Genomic DNA, 16,047 nt, shown 5'->3' with positions numbered 1-16,047 from the left:
GGTCACGCGTCCTTCTGCTTGGTGCCGAAGATCTTGTCACCGGCATCGCCCAGGCCCGGGATGATGTAGCCGTGTTCATTCAGGCGTTCGTCGATGGAGGCGGTGTAGATCTGCACGTCAGGGTGCGCTTTCTCGACGGCGGCGATGCCTTCGGGGGCGGCCACCAGCACCATGGCGCGAATGTCGCGGCAACCGGCTTTTTTCAGCAGGTCGATGGTGGCGACCATGGAACTGCCGGTGGCGAGCATCGGGTCGATGATCATGGCCAGGCGCTCGTTGATTTCCGGGACGAGTTTTTCCAGGTAGGTGTGGGCCTGCAAGGTTTCTTCATTGCGGGCCACGCCTACGGCGCTGACCTTGGCGCCCGGGATCAGGCTGAGTACGCCTTCGAGCATGCCGATACCGGCGCGCAGGATCGGGACCACGGTGATTTTCTTACCGGCGATTTTCTCCACTTGTACGGGACCGGCCCAACCGGGGATCTCGTAGGTCTCCAGGGGCAAATCCTTGGTGGCTTCATAAGTGAGCAGCGCTCCGACTTCCTGAGCAAGCTCACGGAAGTTCTTCGTGCTGATGTCGGCGCGGCGCATAAGGCCGAGTTTGTGTCGGATCAGCGGGTGGCGGATCTCGCGAGTGGGCATGGGAAAGGCTCCGGCGGCGGGCAAAAAAACCGGCCTAGATTAATCTATCCGAGGGTGTTGTCCTATAGACATCAAGTACGTTAGTCCATAAAGGCTTGATTGGAGCGCAGTAGAAGCGTACCTTCGCCCGCTTTTCTTGCCACAGCACCCCCTGGAGAGCGCCATGTCCGCTGATCTCGAGCATATCCGTCAAATCATGCACGAGGCTGACTGCCTGTACACCGAAGCGCAAGTCGAAGCAGCGATTGCCAAGGTCGGCGCGCACATCACCCGCGAAATGGCCGACACCAACCCAGTGGTTTTTTGCGTGATGAACGGTGGCCTGATCTTCGCCGGCAAATTGCTTACCCATCTGCAATTTCCGTTGGAAGCTTCTTACCTGCACGCCACCCGCTATCGCAACGAAACCAGTGGCGGCGATCTGTTCTGGAAAGCCAAGCCGGAAGTGTCGTTTATCGACCGTGACGTGCTGATCATCGACGACATCCTCGACGAAGGGCATACCCTGGGCGCGATCATCGACTTCTGCAAACATGCCGGCGCGCGTAAAGTGCACACCGCCGTGCTGATCGACAAAGACCACGATCGCAAGGCGCGCCCCGAGCTGAAAGCCGATTTCGTCGGGCTGCCGTGCATCGACCGCTATATCTTCGGTTATGGCATGGACTATAAGGGCTACTGGCGTAACGCCAATGGCATCTACGCCGTTAAAGGAATGTAATCGATGGCCCGTTTTCTTGATCAGACCTTATTTGCAGAGTTGGCCGAGAAAGCGGGCGACAGCCCCCGTGGCCGGCACCATCACAACTTCCACCAGATGGAAGAACCGTGTCATCGCCTCGCCGTGGCCCTGCAACCGAGTACCTATGTGCCGCCTCATCGGCACCTGAGCGCGGACAAGGCGGAAACCTTGCTGGTGCTCAAGGGCCGCTTGGGTTTGCTGATATTCAGCGAAACCGGTGAAGTCCTCGCCAAGCGCGTCATGCAGGCGGGCGGCGAGTGCGCGGGCGTCGACCTGCCGCCCGGCGTATTCCATGGCCTGGCGGTGCTGGAACCCGATACGGTGATGTTCGAATGCAAGGCCGGGCCTTATCGGCCGGTGGGTGAGGGTGAGCTGGCCACCTGGGCACCGCGCGAAGGCGATGCCGGTGTGGCCGACTACCAACGCTGGATGCTCGCGCAGTTCGATTGAACTGACCAAAATCCAAATGTGGGAGGGGGCTTTTCAACGCTTTCGAAGCCTGTGCACCACAGGTAGACTTCAAACCCCGTGTCAATGTCTGCAGGCTGGAGTCGGTAATGCGTAAAGATAAAATACAGGTGATCGGTGACGAGATCGGCGACGACCAGATCAAGTTGTTCCTGAACTTCGAGCCGGTCGATGCGACTTCTCCGTCCCTGCACAAACTGATCAAGGCCTATCGCGGCCTGCGTATCGACGACTTCGAGCGCTTCCTGGGGTTCTTCAAGGAAGCTGGCCTGGACCTGGACGGCAAGGACGAGCATGGCCAGACCTTTGTCGACCTGATCAAGGACCAGCGCCACGCCGCCGAGTACATCGCGCTGATCGACAACGCTCGCGGCTGATTAGCCGAAGCAATAAAAAACGCCCCGGCCTCATAAGAGTCCGGGGCGTTTCGCTTTTAACGGTAGGCGCGAGCTTGCTCGCGAAGAACCTGAGAGCGCCGCGTTAATCCACTTGCGCTGCGTTATCGTTGACGTTTTTCGCGAGCGAGCTCGCTCCTACAGGTTCCACCAGCTCAAGGCTGATGTTGTTCTGCGTATTGATCGTGCGATACAGCTCGGCATCCGTCTCCAGCACTTTTTCGCGCGCCGGGAAGATCTCGTGCAGCTTGGTCGCCCATTCACCGTTGGCTTTCTCCGGGAAGCAGCGCTCGATCAAATCCAGCATGATCGACACCGTCACTGAAGCGCCCGGCGAGGCGCCCAGCAGCGCCGCCAGCGAACCATCCGCGGCGGCAACCAGCTCGGTGCCGAATTGCAGCACGCCGCCTTTCTTCGGGTCCTTCTTGATGATCTGCACGCGTTGGCCGGCCACTTCCAGGCGCCAGTCTTCGGCTTTCGCTTCGGGGTAGAAGCGGCGCAGGGATTCCAGGCGCTGCTCCATGGACTGGCGCACTTCGCTGACCAGGTACTTGGTCAGGTCCATGTTGTCGCGAGCCACTGCCAGCATCGGGCCGATGTTGCCGGCGCGGATCGACATCGGCAGGTCCAGGAACGAGCCGTGCTTGAGGAACTTGGTGGTGAACCCCGCGTAGGGGCCGAACAACAGCGACTTCTGGCCATCCACCACGCGGGTGTCCAGGTGCGGCACGGACATCGGTGGCGAACCCACGGCCGCCTGGCTATAGACCTTGGCCTGGTGCTGCTTGACCACTTCCGGGTTATCGCAGCGCAGCCACTGGCCGCTGACCGGGAAACCGCCGAAGCCTTTGCTTTCTTCGATGCCCGAAGCCTGCAGCAGCGGCAGGGCCGCGCCACCGGCGCCGAGGAACACGAAGCGGGCATCCACTTCGCGGCTGTTGCCGCTGTTGACGTCCTTGATGCTGACGGTCCAGCCCGCACCATTGCGCTTGAGGTCGGTGACGCGCTTGCAGTACTTGACCTGAGCGTCCGGCGAACTGGTCAGGTGGTTGAGCAGTTGGTTGGTCAGGGCGCCAAAGTTGACGTCGGTGCCATTGATCACGCGGGTGGCGGCGATTTTTTCGTCGAGCGGGCGGCCCGGCATCATCAGCGGCATCCACTCGGCCATCTCGCTGCGGTCTTCGGTGTAGTGCATGTCCGAAAACGCATGGTGCTGGACGAGGGTTTCAAAACGCTTCTTGAGGAAGGCAACGCCGTTGTCGCCCTGCACGAAACTCAAGTGCGGGACCGGGCTGATAAAGGACTTGCACGAGCCAAAGGTGCCCTTTTTGGCCAGGTACGCCCAGAACTGCTTCGATACCTCGAACTGGGTGTTGATGTGCACGGCTTTCTTGATGTCGATGGAACCATCGGCGGCCTGCGGCGTGTAGTTCAGCTCACAGAGCCCGGCGTGGCCGGTACCGGCGTTGTTCCACGGGTTGGAACTCTCCGCGGCACCCGAGTCCATCAGCTCAACGACTTCCAGCTTGAGGCCGGGGTCGAGCTCCTTGAGCAGTACGGCCAGGGTGGCACTCATGATGCCGGCCCCTACCAGAACTACGTCGACTGCTTCGTTATGCGCCATTTAACGCGTCTCCAAAATCTGCAGCACCAAATTGACGGCATGGCTGCCAGGAGTGACGGGGCGGTTCACGTGTTGCCCCAGGTTACCCATGGCCAGGATCGCCATGTCCGTTTCGCAATTCTTTGCAACTTCAGCGCACGCTTCCTGCCCGGCTAATCTGCCTATGAACGCATTCATGGGCGCCTGTGGCAATTCGACTTATGGTCAAAGCGTGCGATTCGTGCAACCAATCCGTAGCGGACAGGCTCAAGCTCCGGTTATTGAGGAACGCTCGGTCCTGTGTTGGGCTGTTTCAGACGCTGATGGTGCTTGTACAAACGCCAAACTATTCATTTGCTCGCCACACTCTTGTGAAGTTGTGAAAACCCGTTTTTTTCACGCTCTTTTGAAGACGTGAACCTCAAAAAAGGGCTGCCCCAGCCTGGCACCTGGCCCGCAAAACGGGCAAACAACTCAAGTGGCCGAGCGCAATGGCAGCTCTGGCAGATTCGATAAAGACGGGTGGTTTGCACAGGAAACAGCAAGCACGCCAGCTTCACTCGATCTGTGTGGGCGGCTCTCTGTGGGCGATTTGGAGGTTAATGCCGAGGCAATAACGATGCTGCGGGGCCCGATCAGGAGACGTCCTTATAATCGGGGGGAGATTGTAGCGAAGAACGCCAGGGAAATGGGCGTGTTTTATGACTTTTATTAGTGCGCCGGTCAGGAGGCCAACGCTTGGTGCGATTGTGCGCGTACAAACTGAGGGCTGACCCTGGCACTGGCCGGCAGCGGGCGGTGCATCCAGCCCAGATGCGTCTCCGCGACTTCGACCCAGCCTTCACCGACGGGCGGCAGGCTGCATTGCTTGAACGCCAGGCAATGACCGTGGGCATCGAGCAGCGCAAAGTGGCGGTGGCGGCTGTGTGACAGGAACAGTGACTTGAGAAGGCGCATGGCTGTGTACCGGTTGCGTTACATGCTTGAAGGTTGTCAGTCTGGCATGACAGGGGAATGACGTTTTGATGGGAAATTGTAATTTGCCGATGTCTTCAGCTGCGGTTCAGGATCGCTGGTGGGTGATGCGCGTGCACCGTTATACTGGCGGCCTGTGTGCGCCTAGTCCTGGAGAAATGAGTATGTTGCAACGCCTGTTGTTCGGTTTGATCACTGTGACCAGTTTGGCTTTGGTTGGCTGCGCCAACAGCCCGCAACAACTCAGCCCGCAACCTAAAGTCACGGCGCAGTTGGCCCCGGTCGGTCACGGCCAGCCTGTATCGGTGCGTGTAGTGGACGGTCGCCCGTCACCGACCCTCGGTTCGCGTGGCGGCCTGTACCCGGAGACCGCGCTGATTTCGGTGACCGGCCAGGACGTGCTGCCCAAGCTGCAGGCCCAGGCTGAAGCCGCTGTGCGCCTGCTGGGCTTTACCCCGACCAATTCGCCCGGTGCGCCGCAACTGACCGTTACCCTGGCCGAACTGAAATACCAGTCGCCCAAGGAAGGCCTGTATGTGACCGAAGCGTCCATCGGCGCTACCTTCAAGTCCGACGTCAGCGCCGGTACCCGTCGCTACAGCGGCCGCTATGCCGCCTCCCTCAACCAGCGCTTCGGCATGTCGCCGAACCAGGAAACCAACACCAAGCTGGTCAGCGACGTGCTCAGCGATGCCTTGACCCGACTGTTCAAGGACCCAAGCATCGGCCAGTTGCTCAGTTCGCAATAAGCTGTTCACGCAAAACCGGGCTCATCGCTGAGCCCGGTTTTTTTATGCCTGTCGCTTTCAGGCGGCGGTATCGACGTAGAAATCCAGCATGCTCACGCCCGTGAGTAAATCCAGTTCCGGCAAGTCGGCATGCGGGTGCCCGGCGAGGGCGCAATACACCAGCCAATGGCGGTCCTGGACATTGAAGGCAAGGCCGCCGATCAGGGCTTCCTGTTCATCGCTCGGGGCGATCAGATACAGCCGGTCCTGGTTTTGCGCGTGCAGCATGACAAGCTCCTCAAGCGTCGAAGGGCAACAGAGTGGCCTGTTAAGGTGACGTTCAGGTGACGCTGTAAATTACTGGATACATTAAACCGTCAACGGGGAGGGAGCTTTAAAGGCGCAGGGAGCCACTATCGTTCAGGTTCGTATCTGGACCGATACCCGAATACTGTTTCGCCGAGGTTTTGCGATGGCGCTGCTGATCAATGCTGTTGCCCTGATGGTTGCCTGCTGCGGCGCCATACTGCTGTTCATCACTCGCCTGCGGGCGCAACGGGCGATGGCCGAACTCACCGCGCAAAGTGAAGAACGCGCCATTGACCAGCCGATGTTGTTTCTGGACACGCGCACCGAACGGGCGCATCGCCAGGCTTACCGTGTCGGCTTCGCTATGCTGGGGTGGGCGCTGGCCATTTCCTGGCTCAGTACCCACTTCTAGGAACACTTGGGATTCAAATGTGGGAGGGGCGGTGCGACGATTCGACTTGCCCCCTCCCACATTTTGATCGAAGTCTACAGAGGGATCCCGGCTTTGACCCGGTATTGATTGCGCACCGGCGTCGCGTATTGCGTCACCAGGTACGGACGATGCTCGGACGGGCATTCGTTCAGACGCCGTTCCCACTCGGCTTTCGCCTTGGCCAGCTCATCGGCCGGGAATACGTCTTCGGCCTTGGGCACGTCCAGTTGCGGGTCTGCATCGTTCCATTGGGCGTAAGCCAGGTAGTGCACCGGGAACAGCCGATAACCGCCCAGAATCTGCCGGTCCATTTCGACCGCCAGCAACTTGGTGTCCTCGAAGCGCTCGGTAATCGGTGGCGCGAAATTCACATGCACCCGGCCTTTGTAGCCGGTGATGCCCAGCGCAATGCTCACGTCATCCTCGCCCGGCGCCTTGCTGTAGGTGCCGGTGGTGGCGCGGATATACAACTCGCGGGCCTTGGCGGCGTCGCACGGATCATATTCATAGCTGATCGACACCGGCGTCAGGTTCAACGACTGGATGACTTCGGCGAACGGCTCGTCCTTACGGCTGACGTGGAACATCTTGAGGATCGCCGATTCGGTGCGATCATCCCCATCCTTGGCCCGGCCTTCCGCCTGGGCGATCCAGATCGACTGGCAGTCGTTGCGGATCGAATGGTTGATGTAGGCCGACAGCAACTGGTAGGCCGCCATCTTTTCCTTTCGCCCGGTGATCGAGCGGTGCACGATGAAGCTCTTGTTCAAGCGCATCAGGTCGCTGACAAACGGTTTCTGCAGCAGGTTGTCGCCGATGGCGATGCGCGGCGTCGGCAGGCCGGCATGGTAGACGGCGTAGTTGACGAAGGCCGGGTCCATCACGATGTCACGGTGGTTGGCCAGGAACAGGTAGGCGGTGCCGGACTTCAATTGCTCGACGCCGGTGTAGGTCACGCCGTCGGTCGCGCGGTCGATGGTATGGTCGACGTAATACTCGACTTTATCCTGCAGCGTCGCCACGGTGGTGACGCCGGCGAACTCACGGCGCAGTTTGCGCGCGATCATCGGCTTGAGCAGCCAGCCCAGCGCGCCGGCAAAGCGCGGGAAGCGAAAGTGAGTCAGGATGTCCAGAAAGGCCTTGTCACTGAACAGCCGGTCCAGTACTGCGGGGACTTCGCTGTCGTTGTAAGGTCGGATGGTATCGAATTCGCCCATCATGCTCTCTTGTTAGAAACGGCTAGGGTAAGTAAAGGAAATACCAGGGGCGGCGTGAGTAAACGGGCTCAGCCGGCAATAGCCCTGTCAATAGACCGGCGATTATACGCACAAGTCACCTGGGAGACTGCGATGCTGGAAACTGCGCTGTACGATTGTCCTTATTGTGGGGAAACGGTCGAAACGACGGTGGATTTGTCCGGCGGTGATCAGGTTTATATCGAGGACTGCCAGGTGTGTTGCCGACCGATCACCTTCGACCTGCAGGTCCATGGTGAAGAGTGGATGCTCGAAACCCGCAGCGAGAATGACTGACAGGTATATCCATGCAGCGAATCTACGAACCGGAAAACCTCATGGAAGGCGAGCTGCTGCAACAGATGCTTGCCAGCGAAGGCATCGAGGCGCACCTGGTGGGTCGCCATTTGCTCGGTGGCACGGGTGAGCTGCCGATCTTCGGCTTGCTGGGACTGGAGGTCGATAATGATCAAGCCGCTTGCGCACGCGAGCTCATAACCGCCTATAACGACGCGCAGCCCTTACCCTTTGATGACGCCGACAGCTTGCCCGACGTATTGGTCTGTTAGGCTGTCGGTCGGTTTACCCCAAGAGTCGTGTTGCCCCATGTGTGGACGTTATGCCCTGTTTCGCTGGAACCCCGCCTTTGCTGCCTTGCCGGGTTTCCCGGCCGACCAGCAGGCCCAGTGGAATATCTCCCCCAATGATTCGGTGCTGATCCAGCGTGCCATCGATGGCCAGCTCAGCCTGGCGCGTGCGCGCTGGGGGCTCACACCGCCGTGGCTCACCGACCTCTCCCGCACACCCGCCCACGCCCGCGCCGAAACCGTGGCCGAACAGCCGATGTTTCGCGAAGCGTTCCGCCAGCGCCGCTGCCTGCTGCCCGCCAACGGGTTTTACGAATGGCGCGGCACCCAGCGCAAGCGCCCATACTGGCTGACACCGGGGGAAGGCTCCACGCTGTTTTTTGCGGCGATCTGGGAAGCGTACCCGGTGCAGGAGCAGGTGTGGTTGAGCACGGCGGTCATCACTCAAGCGGCGCAGGCCCAGCGCCGACCGTTGATCCTGGACGAGGCGGGGCAGGCCGCCTGGCTGGACCCCGAGACGCCGCTGCATGTGCTGCAAAGTCTGCTGGCCGCTGAGCCTGCCGCGTTGCGCGAGCGGGTGCTGGCCAATATGGTCAACGATCCCAAGCTCAACGGGCCGGAGTGCCTGACCCCGGCTTGAGCCTGAGCTTATCGGCCGGCACGTGGGATCGATCCGAAATACACCCGTTAAACGTCTGATGTATCTGGCGCGGATACAAATGTCCGCCTACGATACGCGCCATGTTTCCAGGGAGCGTGTTCATGAAGAAGTCATTGGCGGTAAGTGGGTTGGTTGCAGCGATGCTGCTGGCCGGGTGTCAGTCGGTCAACACTACCAGCGGCGGCGCGGTGGGGGTTGAGCGCAAGCAGTACATGTTCAGCATGCTGTCGAGCCAGGAAGTCGACCAGATGTACGCCCAGTCCTACCAGCAGACCCTGGGCGAGGCCAGTGGCAAAGGGATTCTGGACAAGACCAGCGCCAACGCCAAGCGCGTGCAGGCCATTGCCAATCGCCTGATCGCCCAGGCACCGACCTTCCGCCCGGATGCGGCGCAATGGAAGTGGGAAGTGAACCTGATCAAGAGCGACGAGATGAACGCCAACTGCGGGCCGGGTGGCAAGATCCTGGTGTACAGCGCATTGATCGATAATCTCAAGCTCACCGATGATGAACTCGCCGCCGTGATGGGCCATGAAATCGCCCACGCCTTGCGCGAACACGGCCGCGAAGCCATGTCCAAGGCCTACGGTATCGAAATGGCCAAACAGGGCGCCGGTGCAATATTCGGGCTCGGCCAGGACAGCCTGGCGCTGGCCGATACCGTGGCCAACTACGGCATGACCTTGCCCAACAGCCGCAGCAATGAGAACGAAGCCGACCTGATCGGCCTCGAACTGGCCGCCCGCGCCGGTTACAACCCGAACGCGGCCATCACGCTGTGGAACAAGATGGCCAAGGCCTCGGAAGGCGCGCCGCCGGAGTTCATGAGCACTCACCCGGCATCGGACAGCCGCATTGCGTCATTGCAGGCGGCGATTCCGAAGGTCATGCCGCTGTACCAACAGGCCAAGAAATCCTGATATTCCAAGCCTGGTAAAGATCCAAATGTGGGAGGGGGCTTGCCCCCGATAGCGGTGGGTCAGCTGAGGAATGCTTAGCTGAAGCACCGCTATCGGGAGCAAGTCGAATCGTCGCACCGCCCCTCCCACATTGGGTTGGGTTTACAGCCCTGGTTCCTTAGATCCAGCCACTGCTCTGCATGGCCTTGTACACCGCCACAATCGCCAGTACAAAAAACGCCGTAGCCGCCAAACGCCGAATCAACGTCAACGGCAGCTTCTCCGCCGCAAAATTCCCCGCCAGCACCACCGGCACGTTAGCAATCAACATGCCCAGGGTGGTCCCGATAATCACCAGCCACAATTCCGGATACTGGGCCGCCAGCATCACCGTGGCGATCTGGGTCTTATCACCGATTTCCGCGAGGAAGAACGCAATCAGCGTGGTCAGGAACGGTCCGAACTTACGCGTGGTGCTGGCTTCGTCATCGTCGAGTTTGTCCGGCACCAGGGTCCACAGCGCCGTGGCGCAGAAGCTTGCCGCGAGAATCCAGTGCAGCACCGCGTCGGAGAAGAAACTTCCGAACCAGGCTCCCACTGCGCCGGCAGCCGCATGGTTGGCCAGGGTCGCGGCGACGATGCCGGCGATGATGGGCCAGGGCTTGCGAAAGCGGGCAGCGAGAATGAGTGCGAGCAGTTGCGTCTTGTCGCCGATTTCGGCCAGGGCAACGATTGCGGTAGGTACGAGCAATGAATCCAGCATCAGGTAGGTTTCCAGGGGCGGGTCGACACGGCTATGACACGTACAGCCTTCCCGCCCCGGGTAAGGTGTGCGTGTCATAGGTCTTGTCAGACCCCGGTCCGTCTGTGCGGACTCCTGGGTCGCATACGCCATGGTCTGCTGACCAAGTATGTTGACGTATGCCGGACGAGCATGGCGCTCGTGGGAGACTACTCCCCTAGGACGCTGCGGATTCTGCCTAGGCAAAACCCATTCGGCAAGCGTTCTTTTTCAAACGCCCGTCAGGGACGCTTGGCCCGGTAGATGCGAAAACCATTGCCCTCGGCCTTGATCGCGCAGATGCCCAGATGCTCTTCGATCAGCGGCTGGTATTTCAGGAAGCTATTGGCGACCAGGCGCAGTTCGCCGCCTTTTGCCAGATGTTTGCCTGCTTTTCGCAGCAGATTTTCCGTGGCGAAGTAATCCGTGTGCACCCCGACATGGAACGGCGGGTTGCTTAAAATCGCGTTCAAACCCATCGGTGCGGCGTCGATGCCATCACCGGTCAGTACTTCGGCTTCCAGGTCATTGGCAGCCAGGGTAAGGCGGCTGCTGGCGGCGGCGAAGGCGTCCACATCAAGCAGGGTCACGGTGTTGTGCGGGTAGCGACGTTTCACCGCTGCTCCCAATACGCCGGCGCCGCAGCCGAAGTCGAGCAAATGTCCGCTGGGCAGCTTGTCGAGGTGTTCCAGCAACAGCTCGGTGCCCCGGTCCAGGCGACCATGGCTGAACACGCCCGGCAGGCTCACCACCTTGAGCGGCCCGTCGACCAGCGGTACCTCGAAGGTCTGCGCCAGGCTATCCAGATCGGGCGCTTGCGGCGCGTTGCCCACCGTGACCTGCCAGAGCTGGCAGTGCCGCGCGTTATCCAGCTTGCGCGGCTTGCTGAAACGGGTCATCTGCTTGGCGGCGCTTTCGATGCCGGCCTTTTTTTCGCCCACCAGAAACAGCTCGGCGCCGGGCAGGCGCGCGGCCACGGCGTTGAGCAGGTAGTCGGTGAGGTCCTTGGACTTGGGCAGGAAAATCACCGCGGCCTCAAATGCGCGTTCGGGCACCTTCACGCCGAATTGGCTGCGCTCGGGAAAACGCGCCTCCAACGCCGCCTGATCGCCGGCGTGCCAGCTCCAGCCGTGGGCGTTGGGCAGGCGTCCGAGCAAATCGTCGGCAGGCAAACCGACCAGCAGCAGGTTGCCTTGAAAAAGTTCGGCCTGGCGAAGCAGTACTTCACTGCGCGGATCCATGGTCTGCTCCTTGAAAAGGGGCGCAGTTTATCAAGCGACGACGCGCAGCGGGGCACCGTTGAAAAAGCCCAAGGCGTTTTCGCGCAATTGCGCGACGATCCGCTGCCGCGCTTCACGGCTGCCCCAGGCATTATGGGGCGTGACGATCAGCCGAGGAATATCACCGGCCAGCAGCGGGTTGCCGTTTACCGGAGGCTCGACACTCAACACATCGGTGGCCGCACCACCCAGGTGGCCGTTGCGCAATGCATCCGCCAGGGCCTGTTCGTTGATCAAGCCGCCGCGTGCGGTGTTGACGATAAACGCGCCGGGCTTGAGCAAGGCCAGTTCGCGCGCCCCGATAAAGTCGCGGGTGTGCTCGTTGAGCGGGCAGTGCAAGGTCAGCGCGTCCACCTGACCCAGCAGTTCATCCAGCGGCATGCGGTCGGCGCGGGCAGGGCGCCCGGGAATCGCGCCCAGCACCACGCGCATGCCAAAGGCTTCGGCCAGACGTGCCACGGCACTGCCCAGTTCGCCATGGCCGAGCAGGCCCAGCGTCTTGCCTTCCAGCTCGACAATCGGGTAGTCCAGCAGGCAGAACTGCCTGGCCTGCTGCCATTTGCCGGCTGCCACATCGTGCTGATAGTCCTTCAAGCGCGTGGCCAGGTTGAGCAGCAGCATGATCGTGTGCTGGGCCACCGACGGCGTGCCGTAGCCCTGGCAGTTGCTCACGGTGATGCCCTGGGCGCGGGCGGCTTCAAGGTCGATGTTATTGGTGCCGGTGGCCGACACCAGGAGCAGCTTGAGGTCGGGGCAGGCCGCCAGGATCTCGGCGCTGAGCGGGACTTTGTTAGTGATGGCGACTTGAGCACCCTGCAAGCGTTCGCGCACATTCTGCGGCGTGGTCTGCTCGCACAGCTGCAGCTCGCTGAAGCAGTCACGCAATCCGCTGAGGTCGAGGTCGCCGAGGTCCAGGGAGGGGTGATCGAGGAAAACGGCGCGGCGCTTGTTCATCATCAACTGTACCTTTTGCGGCGAAGTTCGAAGGCGTAATCTGCTGAGCCTATCAGATGAAATAATCCGTTACTTAATGGAGTGAGCATGTACGTCGCCGAGTTTTTGACCGTAGCTTTGATTCACTTGTTGGCGGTCGCCAGCCCCGGGCCTGACTTCGCCGTAGTGGTGCGTGAAAGCGTGACCCATGGCCGTCGCGCCGGCACATGGACTGCGCTGGGCGTCGGTTCGGCGATTTTCCTCCACGTTGGTTACTCGTTGCTGGGCATCGGCTTGATCGTGTCCCAGTCCATCGTGCTGTTCAATGCATTGAAATGGGCGGCGGCGGCGTACCTGCTGTATATCGGCTTCAAGGCGCTGCGCGCGCAACCGGCCAAGCCACCGGTGGAAGGCGAGCTGCATCGCGAGGTGGGCGAGCGCACCCCGCGTGGCGCGTTTACCGCAGGTTTTGTGACCAACGGTTTGAATCCCAAGGCCACGCTGTTTTTCCTCTCGCTGTTCACCGTGGTGATCAACCCGCACACACCGCTGGCGGTGCAGGCCGGTTATGGCGTGTACCTCGCGGTGGCGACAGCGCTGTGGTTTTGCCTGGTGGCCATGCTGTTCAGCCAGCAGCGCGTGCGCGCCGGGTTTGCGAAGATGGGGCATTGGTTCGATCGCACCATGGGCGCGGTGTTGATTGCGATTGGGGTGAAGTTGGCGTTCACGAGCATGAAGTAATCGCTGCCCTTGAGCGGGCACGGTAAAAAATGTGGGAGGGGGCTTGCCCCCGATAGCCATAGGTATCGACACACCTGCGTAGCACCCAACCGCAACCACGATGCGAAGCGAGCCGCTCTTGATCTGGCTTTTGATCTTGATCTCAGGCGCCCCGTTAAACCACGCTGGCCGAACGCAGGCTTGAATCCGTGGGTAACCCGGCAGGACGCCGGGTTAGCCGCACTGGGCCATGGATGGCCCATTGCGGCGGCCCACGGATTCAAGCCTGCGTTCGGGCACACCGAGCATTGGCGAGGTGCCGAGTGGTGGGGCATGAGCCCTTTGGTTACTTTGGGGCTTTTCCAAAGTGACCCGCCGTCAGGGCGGAACCCTAAGTGGCCGTTACCGCAGAAACGGATACGTACTCGGTCCAATCCAACATCCTGGTCGGCTCTGAGGCCGCCATCGGGGGCAAGCCCCCTCCCACATTTGGACCGGGATCGACACCAACATCCTGGTCGGCCCAGAGGCCGCTATCGGGAGCTAGCTCCCTCGCCACATGTCGGTGTCATATCAAAGCTGTATAGATACCTATGCCCCGATAGCGGTGGATCAGCTAATAAATACTTGGCTGAAACACCGCCATCGGGGGCAAGCCCCCTCCCACATTGGATCTGCATGCGTCCGAGATCATGGCTAAAAGCTAGCATTTACCGGACCCTGCAAATCATTCCTTTGGCTGATTTAGCTGCAACATAACCTCTCTAAAGTGCAGGTCTTCACGCCAAGACCGCGCAGTCATAAAAGGGAGTCGTATGTTGCAGACCCGTGTTATCCCACCCGCCGAAGGCGCTTACCAATACCCGCTGTTGATCAAACGCCTGTTGATGTCCGGGGCGCGTTACGAGAAAACCCGGGAAATCATCTACCGCGACAAACTGCGCTACACCTACCCGACGCTGATCGAGCGCGTCGCGCGCCTGGCCAATGTGCTGACCGAAGCCGGGGTCAAGGCCGGTGACACGGTGGCGGTGATGGACTGGGACAGCCACCGTTACCTGGAGTGCATGTTCGCCATCCCGATGATCGGAGCGGTGATCCACACCATCAACGTGCGCCTGTCGCCGGAACAGATCCTCTACACCATGAACCACGCCAACGACCGCTTTGTGCTGGTCAACAGCGAGTTCGTGGGGCTTTACCAGGCGATCGCCGGGCAGCTCACCAGCGTCGACAAGACCGTGCTGATCACCGACGGCGACAGCAAGACGGCCGACCTGCCCAACCTGGTGGGCGAGTACGAAACCCTGCTGGCGGCGGCGAGCCCGACGTACCACTTCGAGGATTTCGACGAGAACTCCGTGGCCACCACCTTCTACACCACCGGCACCACCGGCAACCCCAAGGGCGTGTATTTCACCCATCGCCAACTGGTGCTGCACACCATCGGCGTGGCGACCATCATGGGCAGTGTCGACAGTGTGCGTTTGCTCGGCACCAACGACGTGTACATGCCCATCACACCGATGTTCCACGTGCACGCCTGGGGCCTGCCTTACGTGGCGACCATGCTAGGTTTGAAGCAGGTCTACCCCGGCCGCTACGACCCCGAATACCTGGTGGAGCTATGGCGCAAGGAAAAGGTCACTTTTTCCCATTGCGTGCCGACCATCCTGCAAATGGTGCTCAATGCCAAGGCCGCCCAGGACGTGGATTTCGGCGGTTGGAAAATCGTCATCGGCGGCAGCGCCCTCAACCGTTCGCTGTACGAAGCCGCCAAGGCCCGTGGCATTCAGTTGACGGCTGCGTACGGCATGTCCGAGACCGGGCCGCTGGTGTCCTGTGCTCATCTCAATGACGAGCTGATGGCCGGCAGCGAAGACGAACGCACCACTTATCGGATCAAGGCCGGTGTGCCCGGGCCGCTGGTGGAGGCGGCGATCATGGACACCGATGGCAACTTCCTGCCTGCCGACGGCGAATCCCAGGGCGAGCTGGTACTGCGCGCACCCTGGCTCACCGAGGGCTATTACAACGAGCCGCAAAAGGGCGCCGAGCTGTGGGCCGGTGGCTGGATGCACACCGGTGATGTCGCCACCCTGGATGCGTTCGGCGTGATCGATATCCGTGACCGCATCAAGGATGTGATCAAGACCGGTGGCGAGTGGGTCTCGTCCCTGGCCCTGGAAGACCTGGTCAGCCGCCACCCGGCGGTACGCGAAGTAGCGGTGGTGGGCATTGCCGACCCGCAGTGGGGCGAGCGCCCGTTTGCCCTGTTGGTGTTGCGTGATGGCCATGTGATAGGGGCTCGTGAGCTCAAGGAACACCTCAAGCCGTTCGTTGAATTGGGCCACTTGAGCAAGTGGGCGATTCCGAGCCAGATCGCCGTTGTTACTGAAATTCCCAAGACCAGCGTCGGCAAGCTCGACAAAAAACGTATCCGTATCGACATCATCGAATGGCAGGCCAACAACAGCACGTTCCTGTCGACCCTGTGACGCCGCTTGCCGTCCCCGTTCGGGGGCGGCAATGCTCTATCTCAGGCCTTTACTTGTGATTTGTGGAATTTCAGCCATCCTTGCCGCGTCGGCTTTCGTCGACGTGGCGAAAGGGTCGGGGCAGACGGGTTGGTGATGCAAATCACACTTTAGAGGGAT

Annotated in this window: 19 protein-coding genes and 1 riboswitch; of the genes, 11 read left to right on the top strand and 8 right to left on the bottom strand. The window is 60.7% G+C overall.

All coding sequences use genetic code 11. The features are described from left to right. Positions 1-2: 2 nt before the first annotated feature. Positions 3-641: a uracil phosphoribosyltransferase gene (gene upp / locus BFP93_RS07585; protein WP_003188608.1), complete on the bottom strand. Its 639-nt coding sequence runs from the start codon at positions 639-641 to the stop codon at positions 3-5. Between the two features lie 163 nt (positions 642-804). Here upp and BFP93_RS07580 point away from each other — a divergent pair, with 163 nt between their 5' ends. From BFP93_RS07580 to BFP93_RS07570, 3 genes are all read left to right on the top strand, one after another. After that, positions 805-1,362, top strand: a complete 558-nt coding sequence (locus BFP93_RS07580; protein ID WP_065885799.1) for a hypoxanthine-guanine phosphoribosyltransferase — start codon at positions 805-807, stop codon at positions 1,360-1,362. A gap of 3 nt (positions 1,363-1,365) precedes the next feature. Continuing rightward, entirely contained in the window at positions 1,366-1,833 is a 468-nt protein-coding gene (locus tag BFP93_RS07575; RefSeq protein WP_065892633.1) for a WbuC family cupin fold metalloprotein, read from the top strand. A gap of 107 nt (positions 1,834-1,940) precedes the next feature. Further along, positions 1,941-2,228, top strand: a complete 288-nt coding sequence (locus BFP93_RS07570) for a PA4642 family protein (protein ID WP_065892632.1) — start codon at positions 1,941-1,943, stop codon at positions 2,226-2,228. A gap of 103 nt (positions 2,229-2,331) precedes the next feature. Here BFP93_RS07570 and mqo read toward each other — a convergent pair whose 3' ends face one another. Together mqo and BFP93_RS07560 are read right to left on the bottom strand one after the other, a co-directional pair. Next, on the bottom strand, positions 2,332-3,870 hold the full coding sequence (gene mqo / locus BFP93_RS07565; protein ID WP_065885802.1) for a malate dehydrogenase (quinone): 1,539 nt from the start codon (positions 3,868-3,870) through the stop codon (positions 2,332-2,334). Between the two features lie 702 nt (positions 3,871-4,572). Beyond that, a complete protein-coding gene (locus tag BFP93_RS07560; protein WP_065885803.1) occupies positions 4,573-4,806 on the bottom strand; it encodes a hypothetical protein in 234 nt (77 codons plus the stop codon). Positions 4,807-4,988: 182 nt separating this feature from the next. Between BFP93_RS07560 and BFP93_RS07555 the strand changes: the two genes are divergently transcribed. Next, entirely contained in the window at positions 4,989-5,573 is a 585-nt protein-coding gene (locus tag BFP93_RS07555; RefSeq protein WP_057724591.1) for a YajG family lipoprotein, read from the top strand. Positions 5,574-5,630: 57 nt separating this feature from the next. Here BFP93_RS07555 and BFP93_RS07550 read toward each other — a convergent pair whose 3' ends face one another. Then, positions 5,631-5,840, bottom strand: coding sequence for a hypothetical protein (locus tag BFP93_RS07550; RefSeq protein ID WP_065885804.1), 210 nt, complete (start codon positions 5,838-5,840; stop codon positions 5,631-5,633). Positions 5,841-6,024: 184 nt separating this feature from the next. On the opposite strand from BFP93_RS07550, the gene BFP93_RS07545 reads away from it, so the two are divergent. Further along, positions 6,025-6,273 (top strand): hypothetical protein, encoded by a 249-nt coding sequence (locus BFP93_RS07545; protein WP_065892631.1) that lies wholly within the window; start codon positions 6,025-6,027, stop codon positions 6,271-6,273. A 74-nt stretch (positions 6,274-6,347) separates the two neighbouring features. On the opposite strand, the gene BFP93_RS07540 is transcribed toward BFP93_RS07545, so the two are convergent. Next, positions 6,348-7,511 carry a 1-acyl-sn-glycerol-3-phosphate acyltransferase gene (locus BFP93_RS07540; RefSeq protein WP_170876029.1) on the bottom strand — a complete coding sequence of 388 codons (1,164 nt, stop codon included), beginning with the start codon at positions 7,509-7,511 and terminating at the stop codon, positions 6,348-6,350. 132 nt (positions 7,512-7,643) lie between these two features. On the opposite strand from BFP93_RS07540, the gene BFP93_RS07535 reads away from it, so the two are divergent. The 4 genes from BFP93_RS07535 to BFP93_RS07520 all read left to right on the top strand — a co-directional run bounded on the left by BFP93_RS07535 (position 7,644) and on the right by BFP93_RS07520 (position 9,697). Continuing rightward, positions 7,644-7,826 (top strand): CPXCG motif-containing cysteine-rich protein, encoded by a 183-nt coding sequence (locus BFP93_RS07535; protein ID WP_065885807.1) that lies wholly within the window; start codon positions 7,644-7,646, stop codon positions 7,824-7,826. Positions 7,827-7,837: 11 nt separating this feature from the next. Further along, positions 7,838-8,098, top strand: coding sequence for a putative signal transducing protein (locus tag BFP93_RS07530; RefSeq protein ID WP_065885808.1), 261 nt, complete (start codon positions 7,838-7,840; stop codon positions 8,096-8,098). Between the two features lie 37 nt (positions 8,099-8,135). Beyond that, positions 8,136-8,756 carry an SOS response-associated peptidase gene (locus BFP93_RS07525; RefSeq protein ID WP_065892629.1) on the top strand — a complete coding sequence of 207 codons (621 nt, stop codon included), beginning with the start codon at positions 8,136-8,138 and terminating at the stop codon, positions 8,754-8,756. A 122-nt stretch (positions 8,757-8,878) separates the two neighbouring features. After that, the gene (locus tag BFP93_RS07520) at positions 8,879-9,697 is read left to right on the top strand and encodes a M48 family metallopeptidase (protein WP_065885810.1); all 819 of its coding nucleotides are present in this window, start codon (positions 8,879-8,881) and stop codon (positions 9,695-9,697) included. A gap of 157 nt (positions 9,698-9,854) precedes the next feature. Here BFP93_RS07520 and BFP93_RS07515 read toward each other — a convergent pair whose 3' ends face one another. From BFP93_RS07515 to BFP93_RS07505, 3 genes are all read right to left on the bottom strand, one after another. Next, a complete protein-coding gene (locus BFP93_RS07515) occupies positions 9,855-10,439 on the bottom strand; it encodes a TMEM165/GDT1 family protein (RefSeq protein WP_005784895.1) in 585 nt (194 codons plus the stop codon). Between the two features lie 89 nt (positions 10,440-10,528). Then, a riboswitch (yybP-ykoY riboswitch) is annotated at positions 10,529-10,648 on the bottom strand. A 51-nt stretch (positions 10,649-10,699) separates the two neighbouring features. Then, positions 10,700-11,698: a class I SAM-dependent methyltransferase gene (locus BFP93_RS07510; RefSeq protein WP_065892628.1), complete on the bottom strand. Its 999-nt coding sequence runs from the start codon at positions 11,696-11,698 to the stop codon at positions 10,700-10,702. A gap of 30 nt (positions 11,699-11,728) precedes the next feature. Continuing rightward, positions 11,729-12,694 carry a 2-hydroxyacid dehydrogenase gene (locus tag BFP93_RS07505; RefSeq protein ID WP_065892627.1) on the bottom strand — a complete coding sequence of 322 codons (966 nt, stop codon included), beginning with the start codon at positions 12,692-12,694 and terminating at the stop codon, positions 11,729-11,731. An 84-nt stretch (positions 12,695-12,778) separates the two neighbouring features. On the opposite strand from BFP93_RS07505, the gene BFP93_RS07500 reads away from it, so the two are divergent. Further along, on the top strand, positions 12,779-13,411 hold the full coding sequence (locus tag BFP93_RS07500) for a LysE family translocator (RefSeq protein ID WP_065892626.1): 633 nt from the start codon (positions 12,779-12,781) through the stop codon (positions 13,409-13,411). A gap of 794 nt (positions 13,412-14,205) precedes the next feature. Continuing rightward, the gene (locus BFP93_RS07495) at positions 14,206-15,888 is read left to right on the top strand and encodes a fatty acid--CoA ligase (RefSeq protein WP_065892625.1); all 1,683 of its coding nucleotides are present in this window, start codon (positions 14,206-14,208) and stop codon (positions 15,886-15,888) included. The last annotated feature ends 159 nt before the right edge of the window (positions 15,889-16,047 follow it).

This window comes from Pseudomonas sp. 44 R 15, from assembly GCF_900004965.1.
Classification (GTDB): Bacteria; Pseudomonadota; Gammaproteobacteria; order Pseudomonadales; family Pseudomonadaceae; genus Aquipseudomonas; species Aquipseudomonas orientalis_A.
Note: the sequence above shows the minus strand (reverse complement) of the source record. Positions and strands in the feature narration are given on the sequence as shown.

Excerpts from the sequence above, each read along its gene's own strand:
- upp (WP_003188608.1), bottom strand. The coding sequence starts at position 641 with ATGCCCACTCGCGAGATCCGCCACCCGCTGATCCGACACAAACTCGGC.
- BFP93_RS07580 (WP_065885799.1), top strand. The coding sequence starts at position 805 with ATGTCCGCTGATCTCGAGCATATCCGTCAAATCATGCACGAGGCTGAC.
- BFP93_RS07575 (WP_065892633.1), top strand. The coding sequence starts at position 1,366 with ATGGCCCGTTTTCTTGATCAGACCTTATTTGCAGAGTTGGCCGAGAAA.
- BFP93_RS07570 (WP_065892632.1), top strand. The coding sequence starts at position 1,941 with ATGCGTAAAGATAAAATACAGGTGATCGGTGACGAGATCGGCGACGAC.
- mqo (WP_065885802.1), bottom strand. The coding sequence starts at position 3,870 with ATGGCGCATAACGAAGCAGTCGACGTAGTTCTGGTAGGGGCCGGCATC.
- BFP93_RS07560 (WP_065885803.1), bottom strand. The coding sequence starts at position 4,806 with ATGCGCCTTCTCAAGTCACTGTTCCTGTCACACAGCCGCCACCGCCAC.
- BFP93_RS07555 (WP_057724591.1), top strand. The coding sequence starts at position 4,989 with ATGTTGCAACGCCTGTTGTTCGGTTTGATCACTGTGACCAGTTTGGCT.
- BFP93_RS07550 (WP_065885804.1), bottom strand. The coding sequence starts at position 5,840 with ATGCTGCACGCGCAAAACCAGGACCGGCTGTATCTGATCGCCCCGAGC.
- BFP93_RS07545 (WP_065892631.1), top strand. The coding sequence starts at position 6,025 with ATGGCGCTGCTGATCAATGCTGTTGCCCTGATGGTTGCCTGCTGCGGC.
- BFP93_RS07540 (WP_170876029.1), bottom strand. The coding sequence starts at position 7,511 with ATGGGCGAATTCGATACCATCCGACCTTACAACGACAGCGAAGTCCCC.
- BFP93_RS07535 (WP_065885807.1), top strand. The coding sequence starts at position 7,644 with ATGCTGGAAACTGCGCTGTACGATTGTCCTTATTGTGGGGAAACGGTC.
- BFP93_RS07530 (WP_065885808.1), top strand. The coding sequence starts at position 7,838 with ATGCAGCGAATCTACGAACCGGAAAACCTCATGGAAGGCGAGCTGCTG.
- BFP93_RS07525 (WP_065892629.1), top strand. The coding sequence starts at position 8,136 with ATGTGTGGACGTTATGCCCTGTTTCGCTGGAACCCCGCCTTTGCTGCC.
- BFP93_RS07520 (WP_065885810.1), top strand. The coding sequence starts at position 8,879 with ATGAAGAAGTCATTGGCGGTAAGTGGGTTGGTTGCAGCGATGCTGCTG.
- BFP93_RS07515 (WP_005784895.1), bottom strand. The coding sequence starts at position 10,439 with ATGCTGGATTCATTGCTCGTACCTACCGCAATCGTTGCCCTGGCCGAA.
- BFP93_RS07510 (WP_065892628.1), bottom strand. The coding sequence starts at position 11,698 with ATGGATCCGCGCAGTGAAGTACTGCTTCGCCAGGCCGAACTTTTTCAA.
- BFP93_RS07505 (WP_065892627.1), bottom strand. The coding sequence starts at position 12,694 with ATGATGAACAAGCGCCGCGCCGTTTTCCTCGATCACCCCTCCCTGGAC.
- BFP93_RS07500 (WP_065892626.1), top strand. The coding sequence starts at position 12,779 with ATGTACGTCGCCGAGTTTTTGACCGTAGCTTTGATTCACTTGTTGGCG.
- BFP93_RS07495 (WP_065892625.1), top strand. The coding sequence starts at position 14,206 with ATGTTGCAGACCCGTGTTATCCCACCCGCCGAAGGCGCTTACCAATAC.